This window comes from Citrobacter sp. Cpo030 (assembly GCF_030333005.1).
GTDB classification, from domain to species: Bacteria; Pseudomonadota; Gammaproteobacteria; order Enterobacterales; family Enterobacteriaceae; genus Citrobacter; species Citrobacter portucalensis.
In genome coordinates, this window is record NZ_JAOWGT010000074.1 from 314,268 (window position 1) to 331,406 (window position 17,139).

The 17,139-nt window shown below is 53.7% G+C and carries 15 protein-coding genes; 7 read left to right on the forward strand and 8 right to left on the reverse strand.

Annotated features, from left to right (window positions below; translation table 11 throughout):
* Nucleotides 1–237 precede the first annotated feature (237 nt).
* From gmk to recG, 5 genes are read left to right on the forward strand one after another with little or no spacing between them, the layout of a single operon-like run.
* Nucleotides 238–861, forward strand: a complete 624-nt coding sequence (gene gmk / locus OGY37_RS20810; protein WP_003024042.1) for a guanylate kinase — start codon at nt 238–240, stop codon at nt 859–861.
* Nucleotides 862–915: 54 nt separating this feature from the next.
* Nucleotides 916–1,191, forward strand: a complete 276-nt coding sequence (rpoZ, locus tag OGY37_RS20815) for a DNA-directed RNA polymerase subunit omega (protein WP_000135058.1) — start codon at nt 916–918, stop codon at nt 1,189–1,191.
* Nucleotides 1,192–1,209: 18 nt separating this feature from the next.
* A complete protein-coding gene (spoT, locus tag OGY37_RS20820) occupies nt 1,210–3,324 on the forward strand; it encodes a bifunctional GTP diphosphokinase/guanosine-3',5'-bis pyrophosphate 3'-pyrophosphohydrolase (RefSeq protein WP_286621723.1) in 2,115 nt (704 codons plus the stop codon).
* A gap of 4 nt (nt 3,325–3,328) precedes the next feature.
* Entirely contained in the window at nt 3,329–4,018 is a 690-nt protein-coding gene (gene trmH, locus OGY37_RS20825; protein ID WP_284969165.1) for a tRNA (guanosine(18)-2'-O)-methyltransferase TrmH, read from the forward strand.
* 5 nt (nt 4,019–4,023) lie between these two features.
* A complete protein-coding gene (recG, locus tag OGY37_RS20830) occupies nt 4,024–6,105 on the forward strand; it encodes an ATP-dependent DNA helicase RecG (protein WP_286621725.1) in 2,082 nt (693 codons plus the stop codon).
* Nucleotides 6,106–6,147: 42 nt separating this feature from the next.
* Here the strand turns inward: recG and gltS are convergent, their stop codons facing one another.
* Complete coding sequence (gene gltS / locus OGY37_RS20835) at nt 6,148–7,353, reverse strand: sodium/glutamate symporter (protein ID WP_003024029.1); 1,206 nt, start codon at nt 7,351–7,353, stop codon at nt 6,148–6,150.
* A 225-nt stretch (nt 7,354–7,578) separates the two neighbouring features.
* On the opposite strand from gltS, the gene xanP reads away from it, so the two are divergent.
* Together xanP and OGY37_RS20845 are read left to right on the forward strand one after the other, a co-directional pair.
* Complete coding sequence (gene xanP / locus OGY37_RS20840; protein ID WP_003024026.1) at nt 7,579–8,970, forward strand: xanthine/proton symporter XanP; 1,392 nt, start codon at nt 7,579–7,581, stop codon at nt 8,968–8,970.
* A gap of 121 nt (nt 8,971–9,091) precedes the next feature.
* The gene (locus OGY37_RS20845; RefSeq protein ID WP_286621727.1) at nt 9,092–10,801 is read left to right on the forward strand and encodes an AsmA family protein; all 1,710 of its coding nucleotides are present in this window, start codon (nt 9,092–9,094) and stop codon (nt 10,799–10,801) included.
* A gap of 42 nt (nt 10,802–10,843) precedes the next feature.
* On the opposite strand, the gene OGY37_RS20850 is transcribed toward OGY37_RS20845, so the two are convergent.
* The 7 genes from OGY37_RS20850 to OGY37_RS20880 all read right to left on the reverse strand — a co-directional run bounded on the left by OGY37_RS20850 (nt 10,844) and on the right by OGY37_RS20880 (nt 16,883).
* The gene (locus OGY37_RS20850; RefSeq protein WP_003827238.1) at nt 10,844–11,521 is read right to left on the reverse strand and encodes a D-lyxose/D-mannose family sugar isomerase; all 678 of its coding nucleotides are present in this window, start codon (nt 11,519–11,521) and stop codon (nt 10,844–10,846) included.
* A gap of 49 nt (nt 11,522–11,570) precedes the next feature.
* On the reverse strand, nt 11,571–12,431 hold the full coding sequence (locus OGY37_RS20855) for a ketose-bisphosphate aldolase (protein WP_003827236.1): 861 nt from the start codon (nt 12,429–12,431) through the stop codon (nt 11,571–11,573).
* Nucleotides 12,432–12,511: 80 nt separating this feature from the next.
* Nucleotides 12,512–13,363: a class II fructose-bisphosphate aldolase gene (locus OGY37_RS20860; protein WP_003827234.1), complete on the reverse strand. Its 852-nt coding sequence runs from the start codon at nt 13,361–13,363 to the stop codon at nt 12,512–12,514.
* 11 nt (nt 13,364–13,374) lie between these two features.
* Entirely contained in the window at nt 13,375–14,466 is a 1,092-nt protein-coding gene (locus OGY37_RS20865) for a PTS fructose transporter subunit IIC (RefSeq protein ID WP_003827232.1), read from the reverse strand.
* Between the two features lie 26 nt (nt 14,467–14,492).
* A complete protein-coding gene (locus OGY37_RS20870; RefSeq protein WP_003827230.1) occupies nt 14,493–14,813 on the reverse strand; it encodes a PTS fructose transporter subunit IIB in 321 nt (106 codons plus the stop codon).
* Between the two features lie 19 nt (nt 14,814–14,832).
* Entirely contained in the window at nt 14,833–15,303 is a 471-nt protein-coding gene (locus OGY37_RS20875; RefSeq protein ID WP_063941167.1) for a PTS sugar transporter subunit IIA, read from the reverse strand.
* 26 nt (nt 15,304–15,329) lie between these two features.
* On the reverse strand, nt 15,330–16,883 hold the full coding sequence (locus tag OGY37_RS20880) for a BglG family transcription antiterminator (protein WP_148361314.1): 1,554 nt from the start codon (nt 16,881–16,883) through the stop codon (nt 15,330–15,332).
* Nucleotides 16,884–17,139: the final 256 nt, after the last annotated feature.

Sequence of the window (17,139 nt, forward strand, 5' to 3'; positions counted from 1 at the left end):
TCCCGGCAGGTATAGCGCGAAGTGAAATAGAAACAGAGCGGCAAAAATTCATCCTGCGAACAGCTTTCCGGACATTTACATGTATTGCTGCAAATCATCGATAAAACAGGAAACTGGTACGCAAAACGCAATAAACATGCGCAAAAAGTGTGACAAGGGCTACGTCACATAGCGGCTACGTGTATAATAAGCCCGTATGTAGGCTCTCTTTCGACAATCACATACATTAAGATACTCATGGCTCAAGGCACGCTTTATATTGTTTCTGCCCCCAGTGGCGCGGGTAAATCCAGCCTGATTCAGGCTTTATTAAAGACCCAACCGTTGTATGACACCCAGGTTTCTGTTTCGCACACCACGCGCGCACCGCGCCCGGGGGAAGTGCACGGTGAACACTATTTCTTTGTGAACCATGATGAATTCAGAACAATGATTGGCAGAGACGCGTTCCTGGAACACGCGGAGGTTTTCGGTAATTACTACGGCACCTCGCGTGAAACCATTGAGCAAGTATTAGCATCCGGCGTAGACGTCTTTTTAGATATCGACTGGCAAGGTGCGCAGCAAATTCGTGAAAAAATGCCGCATGCGCGCAGTATTTTTATTTTGCCACCGTCTAAGATTGAGCTGGACCGCCGCCTGCGTGGCCGCGGTCAGGATAGCGAAGACGTGATCGCGAAACGTATGGCGCAAGCTGTTGCAGAAATGAGCCATTACGCCGAATATGATTATCTTATTGTGAATGATGATTTCGACACCGCCCTGGGCGATTTGAAAACCATCATTCGCGCCGAACGTCTGCGCATGAGCCGCCAAAAGCAGCGTCATGACGCTTTAATCAGCAAACTGTTGGCAGACTGAACCCACATTCAGTATCATGCCCAGTCATTTCTTCACCTGTGGAGCATTTTAAGTATGGCACGCGTAACTGTTCAGGACGCTGTAGAGAAAATTGGTAACCGTTTTGACCTGGTACTGGTCGCCGCGCGTCGCGCTCGTCAGATGCAGGTAGGCGGAAAGGATCCGCTCGTACCGGAAGAAAACGATAAAACTACCGTTATCGCGCTGCGCGAAATCGAAGAAGGTCTGATCAACAACCAGATCCTCGACGTGCGTGAGCGCCAGGAACAGCAAGAGCAGGAAGCCGCTGAATTACAAGCCGTTACCGCTATTGCTGAAGGTCGTCGTTAATCACAAAGCGGGTCGCCCTTGTATCTGTTTGAAAGCCTGAATCAACTGATTCAAAACTACCTGCCGGAAGACCAGATTAAGCGTCTTCGGCAGGCGTATCTCGTTGCACGTGACGCTCACGAGGGCCAGACACGTTCAAGCGGTGAACCCTATATCACGCACCCGGTAGCGGTAGCCTGCATTCTGGCCGAGATGAAACTCGACTACGAAACGCTGATGGCTGCGCTGCTGCATGACGTGATTGAAGATACCCCAGCCACCTATCAGGACATGGAACAGCTTTTTGGTAAAAGCGTTGCAGAGCTGGTAGAAGGGGTATCGAAGCTTGATAAGCTTAAGTTTCGCGATAAGAAAGAGGCGCAAGCTGAAAACTTTCGCAAGATGATTATGGCGATGGTGCAGGATATCCGCGTCATTCTCATCAAACTTGCCGACCGCACCCACAACATGCGCACGCTAGGCTCATTACGTCCGGACAAGCGTCGCCGCATCGCCCGTGAAACCCTCGAAATCTATAGTCCGCTGGCACACCGTTTAGGTATTCATCACATTAAAACCGAGCTGGAAGAGCTGGGTTTTGAAGCGCTGTACCCAAACCGCTATCGCGTGATTAAAGAAGTGGTTAAAGCCGCTCGCGGCAACCGCAAAGAGATGATCCAAAAAATCCTCTCGGAAATCGAAGGGCGTTTGCAGGAGGCTGGTATTCCGTGTCGCGTAAGCGGGCGTGAGAAGCACCTGTACTCTATTTACTGCAAAATGGTGCTCAAAGAGCAGCGTTTTCACTCCATCATGGATATCTACGCATTTCGCGTCATCGTTCATGATTCCGATACCTGCTATCGCGTACTCGGCCAGATGCACAGCCTGTACAAACCACGCCCTGGTCGCGTGAAAGACTATATCGCCATTCCGAAAGCGAACGGATATCAGTCTTTGCACACCTCAATGATCGGCCCTCATGGCGTCCCGGTTGAAGTACAGATTCGTACTGAAGACATGGACCAGATGGCAGAGATGGGTGTCGCAGCGCACTGGGCTTACAAAGAGCACGGCGGCGAAAGCAGCACCACTGCGCAAATCCGCGCTCAGCGCTGGATGCAAAGCTTGCTGGAACTGCAGCAGAGCGCCGGTAGCTCGTTTGAATTTATTGAAAGCGTTAAATCTGATCTCTTCCCGGATGAGATTTATGTTTTCACACCGGAAGGGCGCATTGTCGAACTGCCTGCCGGTGCAACACCTGTCGACTTCGCCTACGCTGTGCATACCGATATCGGTCACGCCTGCGTCGGCGCACGCGTAGACAGACAGCCTTACCCGCTTTCACAACCGCTCTTTAGCGGTCAGACAGTTGAGATTATTACCGCGCCGGGCGCACGTCCGAATGCCGCGTGGCTAAACTTCGTCGTCAGTTCGAAAGCGCGCGCCAAGATTCGCCAACTGTTGAAAAACCTCAAGCGCGATGATTCCGTCAGTCTGGGGCGTCGACTGCTCAACCATGCCCTGGGCGGTAGCCGTAAACTGGCTGAGATCCCGCCAGAGAGCATTCAGCGTGAGCTTGAGCGCATGAAGCTCGCCACGCTTGACGATCTGCTCGCAGAAATCGGTCTGGGTAACGCCATGAGCGTGGTGGTAGCGAAAAACCTCCAGCAGGGCGAAGCAACAGCGAACGTACCAGCACAATCCGGCCATGGTCATCTGCCGATCAAAGGCGCTGACGGCGTACTGATCACCTTCGCGAAATGCTGTCGTCCAATTCCAGGCGATCCAATCATTGCCCACGTCAGTCCGGGTAAAGGTCTGGTGATCCACCATGAGTCCTGCCGTAATATTCGTGGCTACCAGAAAGAGCCAGAGAAGTTTATGGCGGTGGAATGGGATAATGAGACGGAGCAGGAATTCATCACCGAGATTAAGGTGGATATGTTTAACCACCAAGGTGCTCTGGCGAACCTGACGGCGGCAATCAACACGACCACCTCCAATATTCAAAGTCTGAATACGGAAGAGAAAGATGGCCGCGTTTATAGCGCCTTTATTCGCCTGACCGCTCGCGATCGTGTGCACCTGGCGAATATCATGCGCAAAATCCGCGTCATGCCGGACGTGATAAAAGTCACCCGTAACCGAAACTAGTCTTATGAATGAACAGCGCTATGCACGTATCCGCGAGATGCTCGCACGTCGTCAGCCCGATCTGACCGTCTGCATGGAGCAGGTTCACAAACCTCATAACGTTTCTGCGATTATTCGTACTGCAGATGCGGTCGGCGTGCATGAAGTCCACGCCGTCTGGCCGGGTAGCCGCATGCGCACTATGCTCTCTTCTGCCGCAGGCAGTAACAGTTGGGTGCAAGTCAAGACCCACCCGACTATTGGCGATGCGGTCACACATTTAAAAAGCCGGGGCATGCAGGTCCTGGCAACCCATCTGTCAGATAAAGCCGTGGATTTTCGCGAGATTGATTACACGCGCCCCACCTGCATCCTGATGGGCCAGGAGAAAACCGGCATCACTCAGGAAGCGTTGGATCTGGCTGACCAGGACATCATCATTCCCATGACTGGCATGGTGCAGTCGCTGAACGTTTCTGTCGCCTCTGCGCTGATTCTGTACGAAGCACAGCGCCAGCGGCAAAACGCGGGGATGTACCGACGAGAAAACAGCATGCTGCCACAAGAAGAGCAGCAGCGCTTACTGTTTGAAGGCGGTTATCCGGTGCTGGCGAATGTCGCTAAGCGCAAAGGTCTTCCCTACCCTCACGTAAACACGCAGGGCGAAATTGAAGCCAATGCAACGTGGTGGGCCACTATGCAATCTGCGAGATAAACGCGATGAAAGGCCGTTTACTGGATGCCATCCCACTCAACTCTCTGACCGGCGTTGGCGCAGCGCAAAGCAGTAAACTGGCGAAAATTGGCCTGCACACCGTGCAGGACCTCCTGCTCCACCTTCCTCTGCGTTACGAAGACCGTACCCATCTGTACCCAATTGGCGAACTGCTGCCGGGTGTCTATGCCACCGTTGAAGGCGAAGTGCTGAACTGCAATATCACCTTCGGCGGCCGCCGGATGATGACCTGTCAAATCAGCGATGGCTCGGGGATTCTCACCATGCGCTTTTTCAACTTCAGTGCAGCGATGAAAAACAGCCTTGCTACCGGGCGTAGGGTTCTGGCCTACGGCGAAGCCAAACGCGGGAAATACGGCGCAGAGATGATTCACCCGGAATACCGCGTACAAGGCGATCTCAGCACGCCAGAATTGCAGGAAACACTCACACCAGTGTATCCAACCACCGAAGGTGTGAAGCAGGCCACGCTGCGCAAGCTGACCGATCAGGCACTGGATCTGCTCGATACCTGCGCCATTGCCGAACTGCTGCCGCCAGAGCTGTTACAGGGCATGATGAGCCTACCCGAAGCACTGCGCACATTGCACCGCCCCCCACCGTCGCTGCAACTCAGCGATCTGGAAACCGGACAACATCCGGCGCAGCGACGTCTGATTCTCGAAGAACTGCTGGCGCATAACCTCAGCATGCTGGCGCTACGCGCCGGGGCACAGCGTTTTCACGCCCAGCCGTTAAGTGCTAACAACGCGCTAAAAGATAAGCTGCTGGCAGCATTGCCGTTCAAACCTACTGGCGCGCAGGCCCGCGTTACCGCTGAGATTGAACGCGATATGGCGCTGGATGTGCCGATGATGCGCATGGTGCAGGGTGATGTCGGCTCCGGTAAAACGCTGGTTGCCGCGCTGGCTGCGCTGCGGGCTATCGCACATGGTAAACAGGTTGCGCTAATGGCTCCTACTGAATTATTGGCTGAACAGCATGCAAATAACTTCCGCAACTGGTTCGCGCCACTGGGCGTTGAAGTGGGCTGGCTGGCGGGCAAGCAGAAAGGTAAAGCGCGTCTGGCGCAACAGGAAGCTATCGCCAGCGGTCAGGTGCAGATGATTGTCGGCACGCACGCGATTTTCCAGGAACAGGTGCAGTTCAACGGGCTGGCGCTGGTTATCATCGACGAACAGCACCGCTTCGGCGTACATCAGCGTCTGGCACTGTGGGAGAAAGGTCAGCAGCAGGGTTTCCATCCACACCAGCTAATCATGACCGCCACGCCGATTCCGCGCACCCTGGCGATGACAGCCTATGCTGACCTCGACACATCGGTTATCGATGAACTCCCTCCGGGGCGTACGCCGGTCACCACAGTCGCCATTCCGGATACCCGCCGCAGCGATATTATTGATCGCGTGCGCAACGCCTGTACCCACGAAGGACGTCAAGCATACTGGGTCTGTACGCTGATTGAAGAGTCTGACTTGTTGGAAGCTCAGGCGGCAGAAGCGACGTGGGAAGAGCTTAAACTGGCGCTGCCAGAACTCAATATTGGCCTGGTACACGGGCGCATGAAGCCCGCTGAGAAGCAGTCAGTAATGGCGGCCTTTAAGCAGGGTGAACTGCATCTGCTGGTTGCCACCACGGTGATTGAAGTGGGCGTGGACGTACCCAATGCCAGCCTGATGATTATTGAAAACCCGGAACGCTTAGGTCTGGCCCAGTTGCACCAGTTGCGTGGTCGCGTAGGCCGTGGCGCGGTGGCCTCCCACTGTGTCCTGCTCTACAAATCACCGCTGTCTAAAACCGCGCAGAAACGCCTGCAGGTTCTGCGAGACAGCAACGATGGATTCGTAATTGCGCAAAAAGATTTAGAGATTCGCGGCCCCGGCGAGCTGTTAGGTACTCGCCAGACCGGAACGGCAGAATTCAAGGTCGCAGATTTACTGCGCGATCAGGCGATTATCCCGGAAGTTCAGCGCATAGCCCGCCATATTCACGAATGTTATCCGCAACAGGCCTTGGCACTGATAGAGCGCTGGATGCCGGAAACCGAACGCTACTCCAACGCGTAGTTAATTCATAGCGGCGGCGGATGTTACCCCGCCGCACAGCCGTTATTGCGCGAAAATCGGTAACAGCAGATACAGCTTAATCACCAGCGCGTTGACGATATCGATAAAGAACGCCCCCACCATCGGCACCACCAGAAACGCCATATGGGATGGTCCAAAACGTTCGGTAATCGCCTGCATGTTGGCAATCGCCGTCGGCGTCGCGCCGAGGCCAAAACCACAGTGTCCGGCTGCCAGCACGGCGGCATCGTAGTTCTTACCCATCATGCGCCAGGTGACGAATATCGCGTACAGCGCCATGAAAATAGTCTGCACAACCAGGATTGCCAGCATCGGCAAGGCCAGTGAAGCCAGTTCCCACAACTTCAGGCTCATCAACGCCATCGCCAGGAACAGCGACAGACTTACGTTACCCAGCACCGAAACTGCACGTTCGAACACCCGATAAAAACCCAGTAGCGCCAGACCGTTACTGAGGATCACCCCAACAAACAGCACGCAGACGAAGGTCGGCAATTCCAGCACTGTTCCAACCAGCATTTGCGCAACGATTTTACCCACCGTCAGACAGATAGCGATCAGAGCAATGGTTTCAATCAGCACCAGCGAGGTGATCATGCGCCCAACGTCCGGCTTTTCAAATGCGGTCGGCACGGCCTGATCGTCCGGCATACCGTCTGGCGTGGTAGAGTGTTTGACCAGATAGCGTGCCACCGGGCCGCCAATCAGTCCGCCCAACACCAGACCAAACGTTGCGCAAGCCATCGCCACTTCAGTCGCATTGGTGAAGCCATAACGTTCAATAAACAGCTTGCTCCACGCGGCCCCGGTTCCGTGTCCACCAGAGAGGGTGATCGAGCCAGCGATCAGACCCATCAGCGGGTCCAGACCCAGTAGGGTCGCCATACCAATACCGATGGCGTTTTGCATCAGCAACAAGCCAACAACCACAATCAGAAAGATACCCACCACGCGGCCACCAGCACGCAGACTGGCGATATTGGCGTTCAGACCGATAGTGGCGAAAAAGGCCAGCATCAGCGGATCGCGCAGGGTCATATCGAAGTTCACTTCCCAACCCATGCTTTTTTTCAGCACCAGCAGCGCAATCGCCACCAGCAATCCACCTGCAACGGGTTCGGGAATGGTGTATTTTTTCAGGAAGGAAACAGACTGGACGAGCTTACGTCCCAGCAGCAACACAAGGGTTGCCGCAACCAGCGTTGATAACGTATCGAGATAAAACATTTACAGCTCCATTAGTGCGTTTAGCACAATCACGCACGATGCATTCCAGACCGATTTTTAGCTCTTATTGAGTTTTCGGAGTGGATTTTAAGCAGAAAATGATGAAAAGTTATATAAAAATGTTTGTTTATCCGTTTTAAATATTAAGAATACCTGCTAGCAAACGTTTGCTTTTCTGCCCTGGTCAGATAAAATCACCGCTTTTCCACCATGGGATTGCCTCTGATGTCCGTTAACGCCGTAGAGTCAACAAATGCGCAACCGGTTGCGCAGACTCACAACAGTGAACTGATTTACCGTCTTGAAGATCGCCCCCCGTTAGCCCAGACCCTGTTTGCCGCCTGTCAGCATCTGCTGGCCATGTTCGTCGCGGTGATCACCCCTGCTCTGTTAATTTGCCAGGCGCTTGGTTTACCGGCTCAGGATACTCAACACATTATCAGTATGTCGCTGTTCGCCTCCGGCGTAGCTTCTATCATTCAGATCAAAGCCTGGGGACCAGTAGGCTCAGGGCTGCTATCCATTCAGGGCACCAGCTTTAACTTTGTTGCGCCACTGATTATGGGCGGTACGGCGCTAAAAACCGGTGGCGCAGATGTCCCAACCATGATGGCGGCGCTGTTCGGTACACTGATGCTGGCAAGCTGCACCGAGATGGTTATCTCGCGTGTCCTGCACCTGGCGCGTCGTATTATTACTCCGCTGGTCTCAGGGGTGGTCGTGATGATTATCGGCCTGTCGTTGATTCAGGTGGGTCTGACATCGATTGGCGGTGGCTATGCCGCAATGAGCGACAACACCTTTGGTGCGCCGAAGAATTTACTGTTGGCAGGCGTGGTGCTGGCGCTAATCATCCTGCTTAACCGTCAACGTAACCCTTACCTGCGCGTTGCGTCATTGGTGATTGCGATGGCGGCAGGCTATCTGCTGGCCTGGTTTATGGACATGCTGCCGCAAAATACCGCACCGGTAAGTCAGGACCTGCTGATGGTGCCAACGCCGCTGTATTATGGCCTGGGCATCGACTGGAGTTTACTGCTGCCGCTGATGCTGGTCTTTATGATCACTTCACTGGAAACCATCGGCGATATTACGGCCACCTCTGATGTCTCCGAGCAGCCGGTTTCTGGTCCGCTGTATATGAAGCGCCTGAAAGGCGGCGTGCTGGCGAACGGTCTGAACTCGTTTGTTTCCGCCGTGTTCAACACCTTCCCGAACTCCTGTTTTGGCCAGAACAACGGGGTTATTCAGTTAACGGGCGTCGCCAGCCGCTACGTTGGTTTTGTGGTGGCGCTGATGCTGATCGCGCTGGGCCTGTTCCCGGCAGTCAGCGGTTTTGTACAGCATATTCCTGAGCCGGTACTGGGCGGCGCAACGCTGGTAATGTTCGGTACTATCGCAGCATCCGGTGTGCGTATCGTGTCCCGCGAGCCGCTGAACCGCCGCGCGATTCTGATTATCGCGCTGTCGCTGGCAGTTGGTCTGGGTGTTTCCCAGCAGCCGCTGATTCTCCAGTTCGCCCCGGATTGGGTGAAAAACCTGCTCTCTTCCGGTATCGCCGCTGGCGGTATTACCGCAATCGTTCTGAATCTGGTATTCCCGCCAGAAAAGCAATAAGCAAAATGCGGCGTTGGTTCTGAATCAACGCCGCTGTAACGCTCTTTCACCATTCCCGCCTTGAGCATTGCGCCTAAATCGTGCATAACTTGACTATGTGCACTTCGCGGGATGGAAGACCATGAAATTTATTGGAAAGCTGCTTCTTTACGTGCTGATCGCCCTTGCAGTGGCGATTCTCGGCCTTTATTTTCTACTGCAAACCCGCTGGGGGGCAGAGCACGTCAGCGCCTGGGTTTCGGAGAACAGCAGCTACCATCTGGCGTTTGATGCCATCGATCACCGGTTTTCTTCCCCTTCCCATATTCTGCTGGAAAACGTCACCTTTGGCCGGGATGGTCAGCCCGCAACGCTGGTCGCTAAAACGGTCGATATTGGGCTGAGTAGCCGCCAAATCACCGACCCGCGGCACGTAGACATCATTTTGTTGCAAAACGGCACGCTGAATCTTTCCCAGCAAACAGCGCCGTTGCCGTTCCAGGCCGATCGCCTGCAATTGCAGGATATGGCGCTTAACAGCCCCGGCAGCGAGTGGAACCTCAGCGCCCAGCGCGTTAACGGCGGCGTCATTCCCTGGAGCCCTGAGGCAGGTAAAATTCTCGGGAGCAAAGCGCAAATTCAGCTCAGCGCCAGTTCGTTGACGCTCAACGATGTTCCAACTACCAACGTCTTGATTGAAGGCAGCATCGACCATGACCGGGTGACGCTAAGCAATATTGGCGCTGACGTGGCGCGTGGGGCATTAACCGGCGTAGCGCAACGCAATGCAGACGGGAGCTGGGTTGTGGAGAATCTGCGCCTGAACGATATCCGGCTGCAAAGCGACAAATCGCTGGCCGACTTTTTTGCCCCGTTAAGCACTATTCCTTCCCTGCAAATTGGTCGTCTGGAAGTGACGGATGCCCGTCTGCAAGGCCCCGACTGGGCGGTGACGGATCTCGATCTGAGCTTGCGCAACATGACCTTCAGCAAGGACGACTGGCAAACTCAGGAAGGAAAATTGTCGATGAACGCCAGCGAGTTTATTTACGGCTCTCTGCACTTCTTCGATCCGATTCTGAACGCCGAGTTCTCACCTCAGGGCATTGCGCTGCGCCAGTTCACCACCCGCTGGGAAGGCGGTATGGTCAGAACATCCGGAAACTGGATGCGCAGCAACAAAGCACTGGTCCTTGACGATGCCGCTATTGCTGGTCTGGAATACACGCTGCCGGAAAACTGGAAGCAGCTGTGGATGAAACCCCTGCCAGCGTGGTTAAACAGCCTGACGCTGAAGAAATTTAGTGCCAGCCGTAATCTGGTGATAGATATCGACCCCAATTTCCCGTGGCAGCTCACCGCGCTGGACGGCTACGGTGCTAACCTCGGGCTGGTACAGAACAATCAGTGGGGGATCTGGAGCGGTAGCGCCACCCTCAACGCCGCTGCCGCTACCTTTAACCGTACCGACGTGCGTCGCCCTTCGCTGGCGCTGACGGCAAACAGCAGCACCATCAATATCAGCGAACTGAGCGCCTATACGGAAAAAGGACTGCTGGAGGCCACTGCCAGCATTTCGCAGCTACCTCAGCGCCAGACGCAGGTCAGCCTAAACGGGCGCGGCGTGCCAATGACGATCCTGCAGCAGTGGGGCTGGCCCGCACTGCCGCTTTCCGGCGATGGCAACATCCAGCTTACCGCCAGCGGCAATATTCAGGCCGATGTGCCGCTCAAGCCAACGGTCAACGGTCAGCTGCATGCGGTGAACGTGGAGAAACAGCAGGTAACGCAAACCATGCAGGCGGGCGTGGTTTCGGGGAGTGAAGTCACTGCACCACCACCTGCACAATGATTTATTGCCCGGTGGCGCTTCGCTTACCGGGCCTACTCATGCTCATAAGCGAATATATTCACTGCACAACAGCCATTTCACCGGCTCGTCTTCTTCAATCAACGGGAAGCGACCGCCAGGTTCCAAAAAGTGGTTGTCATGCTGGTCGTCATTGACCATCGAGATTTCCCAGCCCAGCACAAACGCCTTCTCCGCCCAAAAGCGATGATACAAGCGCGGTGGCAGGCACACTCCTTGTCCCGGTTTCAATACCAGCGTCTCGCCAGCGTTAACTGTACGCCGCTGACCATCCACGCTAACCTCAACAACGCGTCGGGCGTCATACTCATCATCAGGCGTGGCCCACGCCAGTTGCATACACAAATCACCGCCGCCGCGATTAACGATATCTTCCATTTTATGGCGATGAAAATGCCATGGCGTTTGCTGATCCTGCTGAATTTGCAACATCTTTTCGGCGTACGGTTTGGGGTAGTCCGCTGACCCCATCAAACCATTGCGCAACGTTAGTAACGTCAGCCCCGTTTGCGCAAAATCTCCGTGCCCGAAGTCGGTAATATCCCAGCCCAACTGGAGATCGCGCACTTCACGCCACAGAGTTTGATCCTGTTGCCGCCAGGCATCGACCGTAAAATACGCAAAATCAGGCAGACAGACCCGAAAAGTCTCAGCGATGGCATGCGCTTTATCGACGGCATAATTAATGTGTGAACGTTTCATTCCACTTTTCCTTGTTGCGAAAGAGGCGGGTCGCCCCGCCTGCATGCCGTTAGTAAAGTGATGCTTTGCCGGTTGAACCGAACAGTTTCATTTTGTGGCGGATAACGTCCCGCGCGGCGCTAATGGCTTCCGGATAGATTACGTTCGGGTCCCACCAGGTTTCTTTCGCCAGGATTTCGCGGACTTTCTGGAAGTAAGCGTATTTCATATCGCTGGAAATGTTGATTTTGCCAACGCCCAGCGTCACGGATTCGGCAATTTCCGCATCCGGGTTCGCGGAACCGCCGTGCAGCACCAGCGGAATATCCACACGTCCGGCGATATCGCGCAGGATGTTCATTTGCAGCTCTGGCTGCATCCCTTTCGGGTAGATCCCGTGCGCGGTTCCAATCGCCACCGCCAGCGTGTCTGCACCGGTTCGGGCGATAAAATCCTCTGCCTGAGCAGGATCGGTATAAGTAACCTTCGACACGCCGCCTTCCACTGACGTCCCGGTCTGGCCAATCGTTCCCAACTCCCCTTCCACCGAAACACCTACCGCATGCGCCAGTTTGACCACTTCGCGGGTCAGCGCCACGTTCTCTTCATATGGCAGCAGCGAGCCATCAATCATCACCGAGGTAAACCCACACTGAATCGCCCGCAAGACATGCTCAACCGAAGCGCCGTGGTCCAGATGCAGAGTAAAGGGAACCGGGCTACGCATGGTGATATCACGGACGTAGCTAAAAAACGCATCGCCGACAAAATCATGTTCGCTGGGGTGAATGGAGATAATCGCCGGGGTGTTGGTCGCTTCCGCTTCTTCCACTACTGCGCGTACAAAGCAGCTGTCCGCCACGTTGAATGCGCCGATGGCAAAACCGTGCTGACGGGTAGGTTGCAGTAATTCTTTCATCGAAACTAACATGTTAATTCTCCAGTTTCAGGGTGTAGAAAGCCCTGCCAGTGCGTCATCGCAGAGGCATAGAAGGCGTTACAGAAAATGAATCAGGCTTTGCCGATAGCGCCGCTGGCCTGCAGGTACGGAATAATGGCTTCCTCGCAGGCCTGTTCCATCAGGGCCAGGGCATCAACGAGTTCACCGGATGTGTCGCGACACAGGGTATGCAGTAGCGCAGCCTTTCCGGCTTCGAAAACCGCCGCACCAACGTTTATCTTGGCGACGCCAAACGTCGGGCAGCGCTGTAGCTGGTCAAACGGCGTTCCGCTGCCGCCATGCAGCGCCAGCGGCACCGTTGATAACCGGGCTATTTCCTCCAGCCGCAGGAAATCAATAGCAGGTGTGATACCCGGCGCGTACATGCCGTGTGCTGTACCCACCGACACCGCCAGCAAATCGATCCCGGTCTGTTGGATGAAGGGTTCCACGTCGGCGGCCTGGGTCATCAAATCAGCGTTAGCGGCGTGGTCATAGCACGGAGCATCGGCCAAATGACCCAGCTCGCCTTCCACGCACAGAGAAACGCTGGCTGCAAGCTCAACCACCGCCCGGGTCTGGCGAATGTTCTCCTCCAGCGCAAAGGCGGAGGCGTCGATCATTAAGCCGCTGAATCCGGCGCGAAAAGCCTGGCGAATGCGTACAGGATCCTTTCCATGATCCAGCGCCAGCGCGACCGGTACCGAGGCTTCCTCTGCCAGCGTTTTGACCACCGCTGCCGCTATCGGGGCCGGAAAATGCTCCAGATGCCCCTGATACAAATTCAGAATGATGGGCGCACGGTGTTTCTCCGCCACTCGCACCGCTGCGCGGGCGCTTTCCAGGTTCATACAGTTGATGGCCAGCAGCGCGTACTGCTCGCGCCAGGCTTTGGTCACCATGCTTTTCATATCGGCAAACATAAGGCCTCCGGTTATTCCAGGGTGAAGGTGATTTCTTCGTCTTTCAGCTTTTGATCGCTGAGTTCGTCAAACTCTTCATCACGCTCGGTTACCGGTTTCTTCCACAGCGACAGCATGACACCGCAAATCACCGTACCGATCCCCAGCGCCAGGCAAAACAGCAGCGGATGCGTAAAGAGCGGAACCACAAACATGCCACCGTGCGGTACCGGGCTTTCGACACCCCACACCATAATCAGGCCACCCGCAATCGCCGATGCCACCACGCAGGAGCCCACCACGCGCAGCAGGTCGCGTGCCGCAATCGGAATGACCCCTTCGGTAATCATGCAGATCCCCATCGGGAATGCGGCCTTCAGCGCCTCACGTTCCGCACGGGTGTACTTGTGACGCGTCAGCAGGAAAGAGAGCGTAATGCCAAATGGAGGGATCATCGAACCGACAAACTTCACCGCTTCCGGACCGTACACGCCGCTGACCAGCATGCCGTCAGCAAACAGCGACATGGTTTTATTCACCGGCCCACCGAAGTCGAATGTCGCCATCGCACCGAGGATAGCGCCCATCAGAAAGCGGGATCCGCCCTGCATAGACTCCAGCAGATGAATCAACGCGTCCTGCAGCCAGGCAATCGGCTTGCCAATCAGCGTCATCATCAACAGGCCGCCGATAACGGTACTCAGTACCGGCAGCACCATGATGGGCATCAACCCCTGCATCGACTGCGGCAAACGGATATAGCGCTTGAGCAGTAGGACGGTATAACCGACCAGAAATCCGCCCAGCATCCCGCCGATAAAACCGGTATGAATTTCTCCGCAGACGAAGCCGACAATCAGACCCGGCGCGAATCCCGGACGGTCAGCAATGGAGTACGCAATCGCCGCGCTAATCAGCGGTACGATTAACCCCATCCCCCAGCCGCCAATCTGGTTGAGCATCCAGGGAATGGTTCCTGTTTTTTCACCGACGTTAGTGCCGCCAAGTATTTGCCCGAGAGCAATACAGATCCCGGCGGCGACAATTAACGGGATCATCCACGAAATTCCCGTTAATAAATGTTTTTTTATTTCCTGAGATAGCGGAATTTTATTTTCACTCATGTGAAATCCCTCCAGAATGAGGATCGCTACTGGTTATTATTAACTAATGATTTTTCGACCTTTTCAAGAAACTGAATGGGCGACTTTATGACGATTTCAGTTTTTACTCGCACAATGCGTTTGTTTGAAAATCGCTCCTCCCCTTTTATTTTTACATCGACAGCAAGAATCACGACATCAGCCGCAGAAATATCTTCTGTCAGCAGTTCGTTTTCTGTGCCAATGGTGCCCTGGGTTTCAACTTTTATATTATGACCAAGCGCTTTGGCACCTTTAATTAACTTCTCACGGGCAATATAGGTGTGCGCAATACCCGCCGTACAGGCGGCAACACAAACAATATTCATAACATGCTCCACATTTTATTTAGCAGACATTGGATTCAGCATATTGGCTAAAAAGCTCAATAATTTTTTGTGGACTACTTTCAACTAATAGTTGTTCAATAATGTCGTCATCTGCCAACGCACCAGCAACCTGCGAAAGCAGACGAATATGGGTGGTGTTTTGATCTTCAAGACGTACGGCAAACAGAATAATGCACCGTACATTGCTGCCGTCCAGGGTTTCCCAGGGAATCTCCTGGCGGGTACGCCCAATCGCCAGCGTGGTATTGACCACCGCCGAGGATTTCCCGTGCGGGATCGCAATATGGTTTTCGAAGCCGGTCGAGCCTTCTGACTCACGTTGCCAGACATCCTGAATAAACGTTTCGCGACAGCTAATTGCTCCATCTTTTTGCAGAATATCCGTCAGTTCCTCAATAGCCTCCGTTTTGCTTGTAGCCTTCATGTCCAAAATAACGCGATTTGTATTGAGTATTTTCGTGATGTCCATCAATCATACCTCATGGAGTTCAGACATTAATTTTCAACGACCAGCGACGTCGCCCGATGTAATTTTTCCGTAATAACCGTTTCTGTTACCCGCTTAATATCCGCATCATTGAAGAAGGCAGTGACATACACGACCGGCATGGCAACCGCGGGTAAATTAATCGTCGATACCACCAGTTCAATATCGTCTGTCAGTACAGAGGGCAGGCTGCCTGCCGACACCACGCCGACGATAGTCCAGTCCGGAAAGGCGCGTAGAATACGGCTTTTGAGTAAGTGAGAAGTGCCGATACCCGTTGAACAGACCAGTAGTACGCGTTTACGCGCTATCTGACGCTCCATTGCGGCCTGAAAATGCACGGTTAAATATCCCACTTCATCTTCCGACACGGCCCGCTCGCCCCAACTGCTAAACACCCGATTTACCGCACACTGGGTCAGACGCCACACGTCCTGCAACTCGCCTTTGATATCCTCCAGCAACGGATTACGAATGCGGATCTGGTAGTTCAGTCGGTTAATCAGCGGCTTAATGTGGATCAGCAATCCGTCATACAGCGCCGTGTCCTGGCTAAGATCGCTGTCGACCATCTCGGCGAAGGTGGCAATCAACCGATGGGTAATCAAACGCGCTTCGTCGCTGGAGTGCATATGACCAATCACACTCACGTCATTATGCTCTTCAATCACCACACCCGAGGAGATAATGTATTGATATATAAACCAGACTTCGTCTTCCGGCAGCGGGTGGGCAATGCGTTTTTCGATATGCTGAATCATGCGACTGGCAATGGAAAATATGTTCTCATCACAGGTAGTGATGCTCTCTTCTTTTCTCGGAAGCGCATTGCCCCGCGTGATGCGGTACATCATGATCAGAATATGGGTAAAGATATTGACGTAATAAGGCTCGCCGAGCGACCAGCACAGGTCGTTCTCCATTTCCTGTAATAACGTCTGGACAAATAAAACATCTTCTTCGCCAAAGTAATGCACTAAGGCTTTATAACTGCCTGGGTCAAGGCGTGAATAAACCACGTTACCAGGTTCATTATGGTTAATCACACCGTTAATCAGCGACGCCATCGCCTGGCGCACACCGCTCTCGCTACCTTCGATGTGCGTGCCGCTCTGACTGCGAATCAACGACAGGCCCAGTGGGGTAATCCAGGATTCAATTACTTTCAAATCGTTCACAATCGATGCGCTACTAATAAAATAACGTTCGGATAATTTACTGATCGACGTTTCATGCGGCGTTTCGCTTAATAATTGTGAAGCTATCTTTACTCGCCGTGAATTATTCATCATGCCGTCAGCATCATCACCCTCCGTTCCTAATAACTGGTCCATATATAAAAGGTCGGTAATATTATCGGCACTTAATATCACCCCAGCACCAGCACGTTTATCGATGGCTATTTTCCATTCTGATAACCATGGTTCCAGTAAGCGCAGATCGCGCTGCACAGTTTTCTCTGAAACAGATAAATACTCGGCAACTTTCAGCAGCGTGACATATTCCTTCTTAGACAGAAGAAATTTTAATAATCTGTTTTGTCGCGAGGTAATCATTTGCATTATTTACCCTTATTACATACCAGATTAAATATCTATACCCGTCATACTTCAAGCTGCATGTGCGTTGGCTTTTGAGTTACTCGTCTCATCCATGAGACTCGCCCTTAAGGGCCGTCGCTCCGCGACGTTCAAATCTGTTCCCGACAGATTTGTCACTCACCCCAGTCACGTACTTATGTACGTTCAGGGGATTCGCTGCGTCGCCACCTTCCTGCAACTCGAATTATTTAGGTTATAAAGAAGCATTTATGCTCCA

What these genes read in the sequence shown, in the direction of transcription:
- gltS (WP_003024029.1), bottom strand. Translation starts at nt 7,353, where the DNA reads ATGTTTTATCTCGATACGTTATCAACGCTGGTTGCGGCAACCCTTGTG.
- gmk (WP_003024042.1), top strand. Translation starts at nt 238, where the DNA reads ATGGCTCAAGGCACGCTTTATATTGTTTCTGCCCCCAGTGGCGCGGGT.
- OGY37_RS20865 (WP_003827232.1), bottom strand. Translation starts at nt 14,466, where the DNA reads ATGAGTGAAAATAAAATTCCGCTATCTCAGGAAATAAAAAAACATTTA.
- recG (WP_286621725.1), top strand. Translation starts at nt 4,024, where the DNA reads ATGAAAGGCCGTTTACTGGATGCCATCCCACTCAACTCTCTGACCGGC.
- rpoZ (WP_000135058.1), top strand. Translation starts at nt 916, where the DNA reads ATGGCACGCGTAACTGTTCAGGACGCTGTAGAGAAAATTGGTAACCGT.
- OGY37_RS20875 (WP_063941167.1), bottom strand. Translation starts at nt 15,303, where the DNA reads ATGGACATCACGAAAATACTCAATACAAATCGCGTTATTTTGGACATG.
- OGY37_RS20880 (WP_148361314.1), bottom strand. Translation starts at nt 16,883, where the DNA reads ATGCAAATGATTACCTCGCGACAAAACAGATTATTAAAATTTCTTCTG.
- OGY37_RS20860 (WP_003827234.1), bottom strand. Translation starts at nt 13,363, where the DNA reads ATGTTTGCCGATATGAAAAGCATGGTGACCAAAGCCTGGCGCGAGCAG.
- OGY37_RS20855 (WP_003827236.1), bottom strand. Translation starts at nt 12,431, where the DNA reads ATGTTAGTTTCGATGAAAGAATTACTGCAACCTACCCGTCAGCACGGT.
- xanP (WP_003024026.1), top strand. Translation starts at nt 7,579, where the DNA reads ATGTCCGTTAACGCCGTAGAGTCAACAAATGCGCAACCGGTTGCGCAG.
- OGY37_RS20845 (WP_286621727.1), top strand. Translation starts at nt 9,092, where the DNA reads ATGAAATTTATTGGAAAGCTGCTTCTTTACGTGCTGATCGCCCTTGCA.
- OGY37_RS20870 (WP_003827230.1), bottom strand. Translation starts at nt 14,813, where the DNA reads ATGAATATTGTTTGTGTTGCCGCCTGTACGGCGGGTATTGCGCACACC.
- OGY37_RS20850 (WP_003827238.1), bottom strand. Translation starts at nt 11,521, where the DNA reads ATGAAACGTTCACACATTAATTATGCCGTCGATAAAGCGCATGCCATC.
- trmH (WP_284969165.1), top strand. Translation starts at nt 3,329, where the DNA reads ATGAATGAACAGCGCTATGCACGTATCCGCGAGATGCTCGCACGTCGT.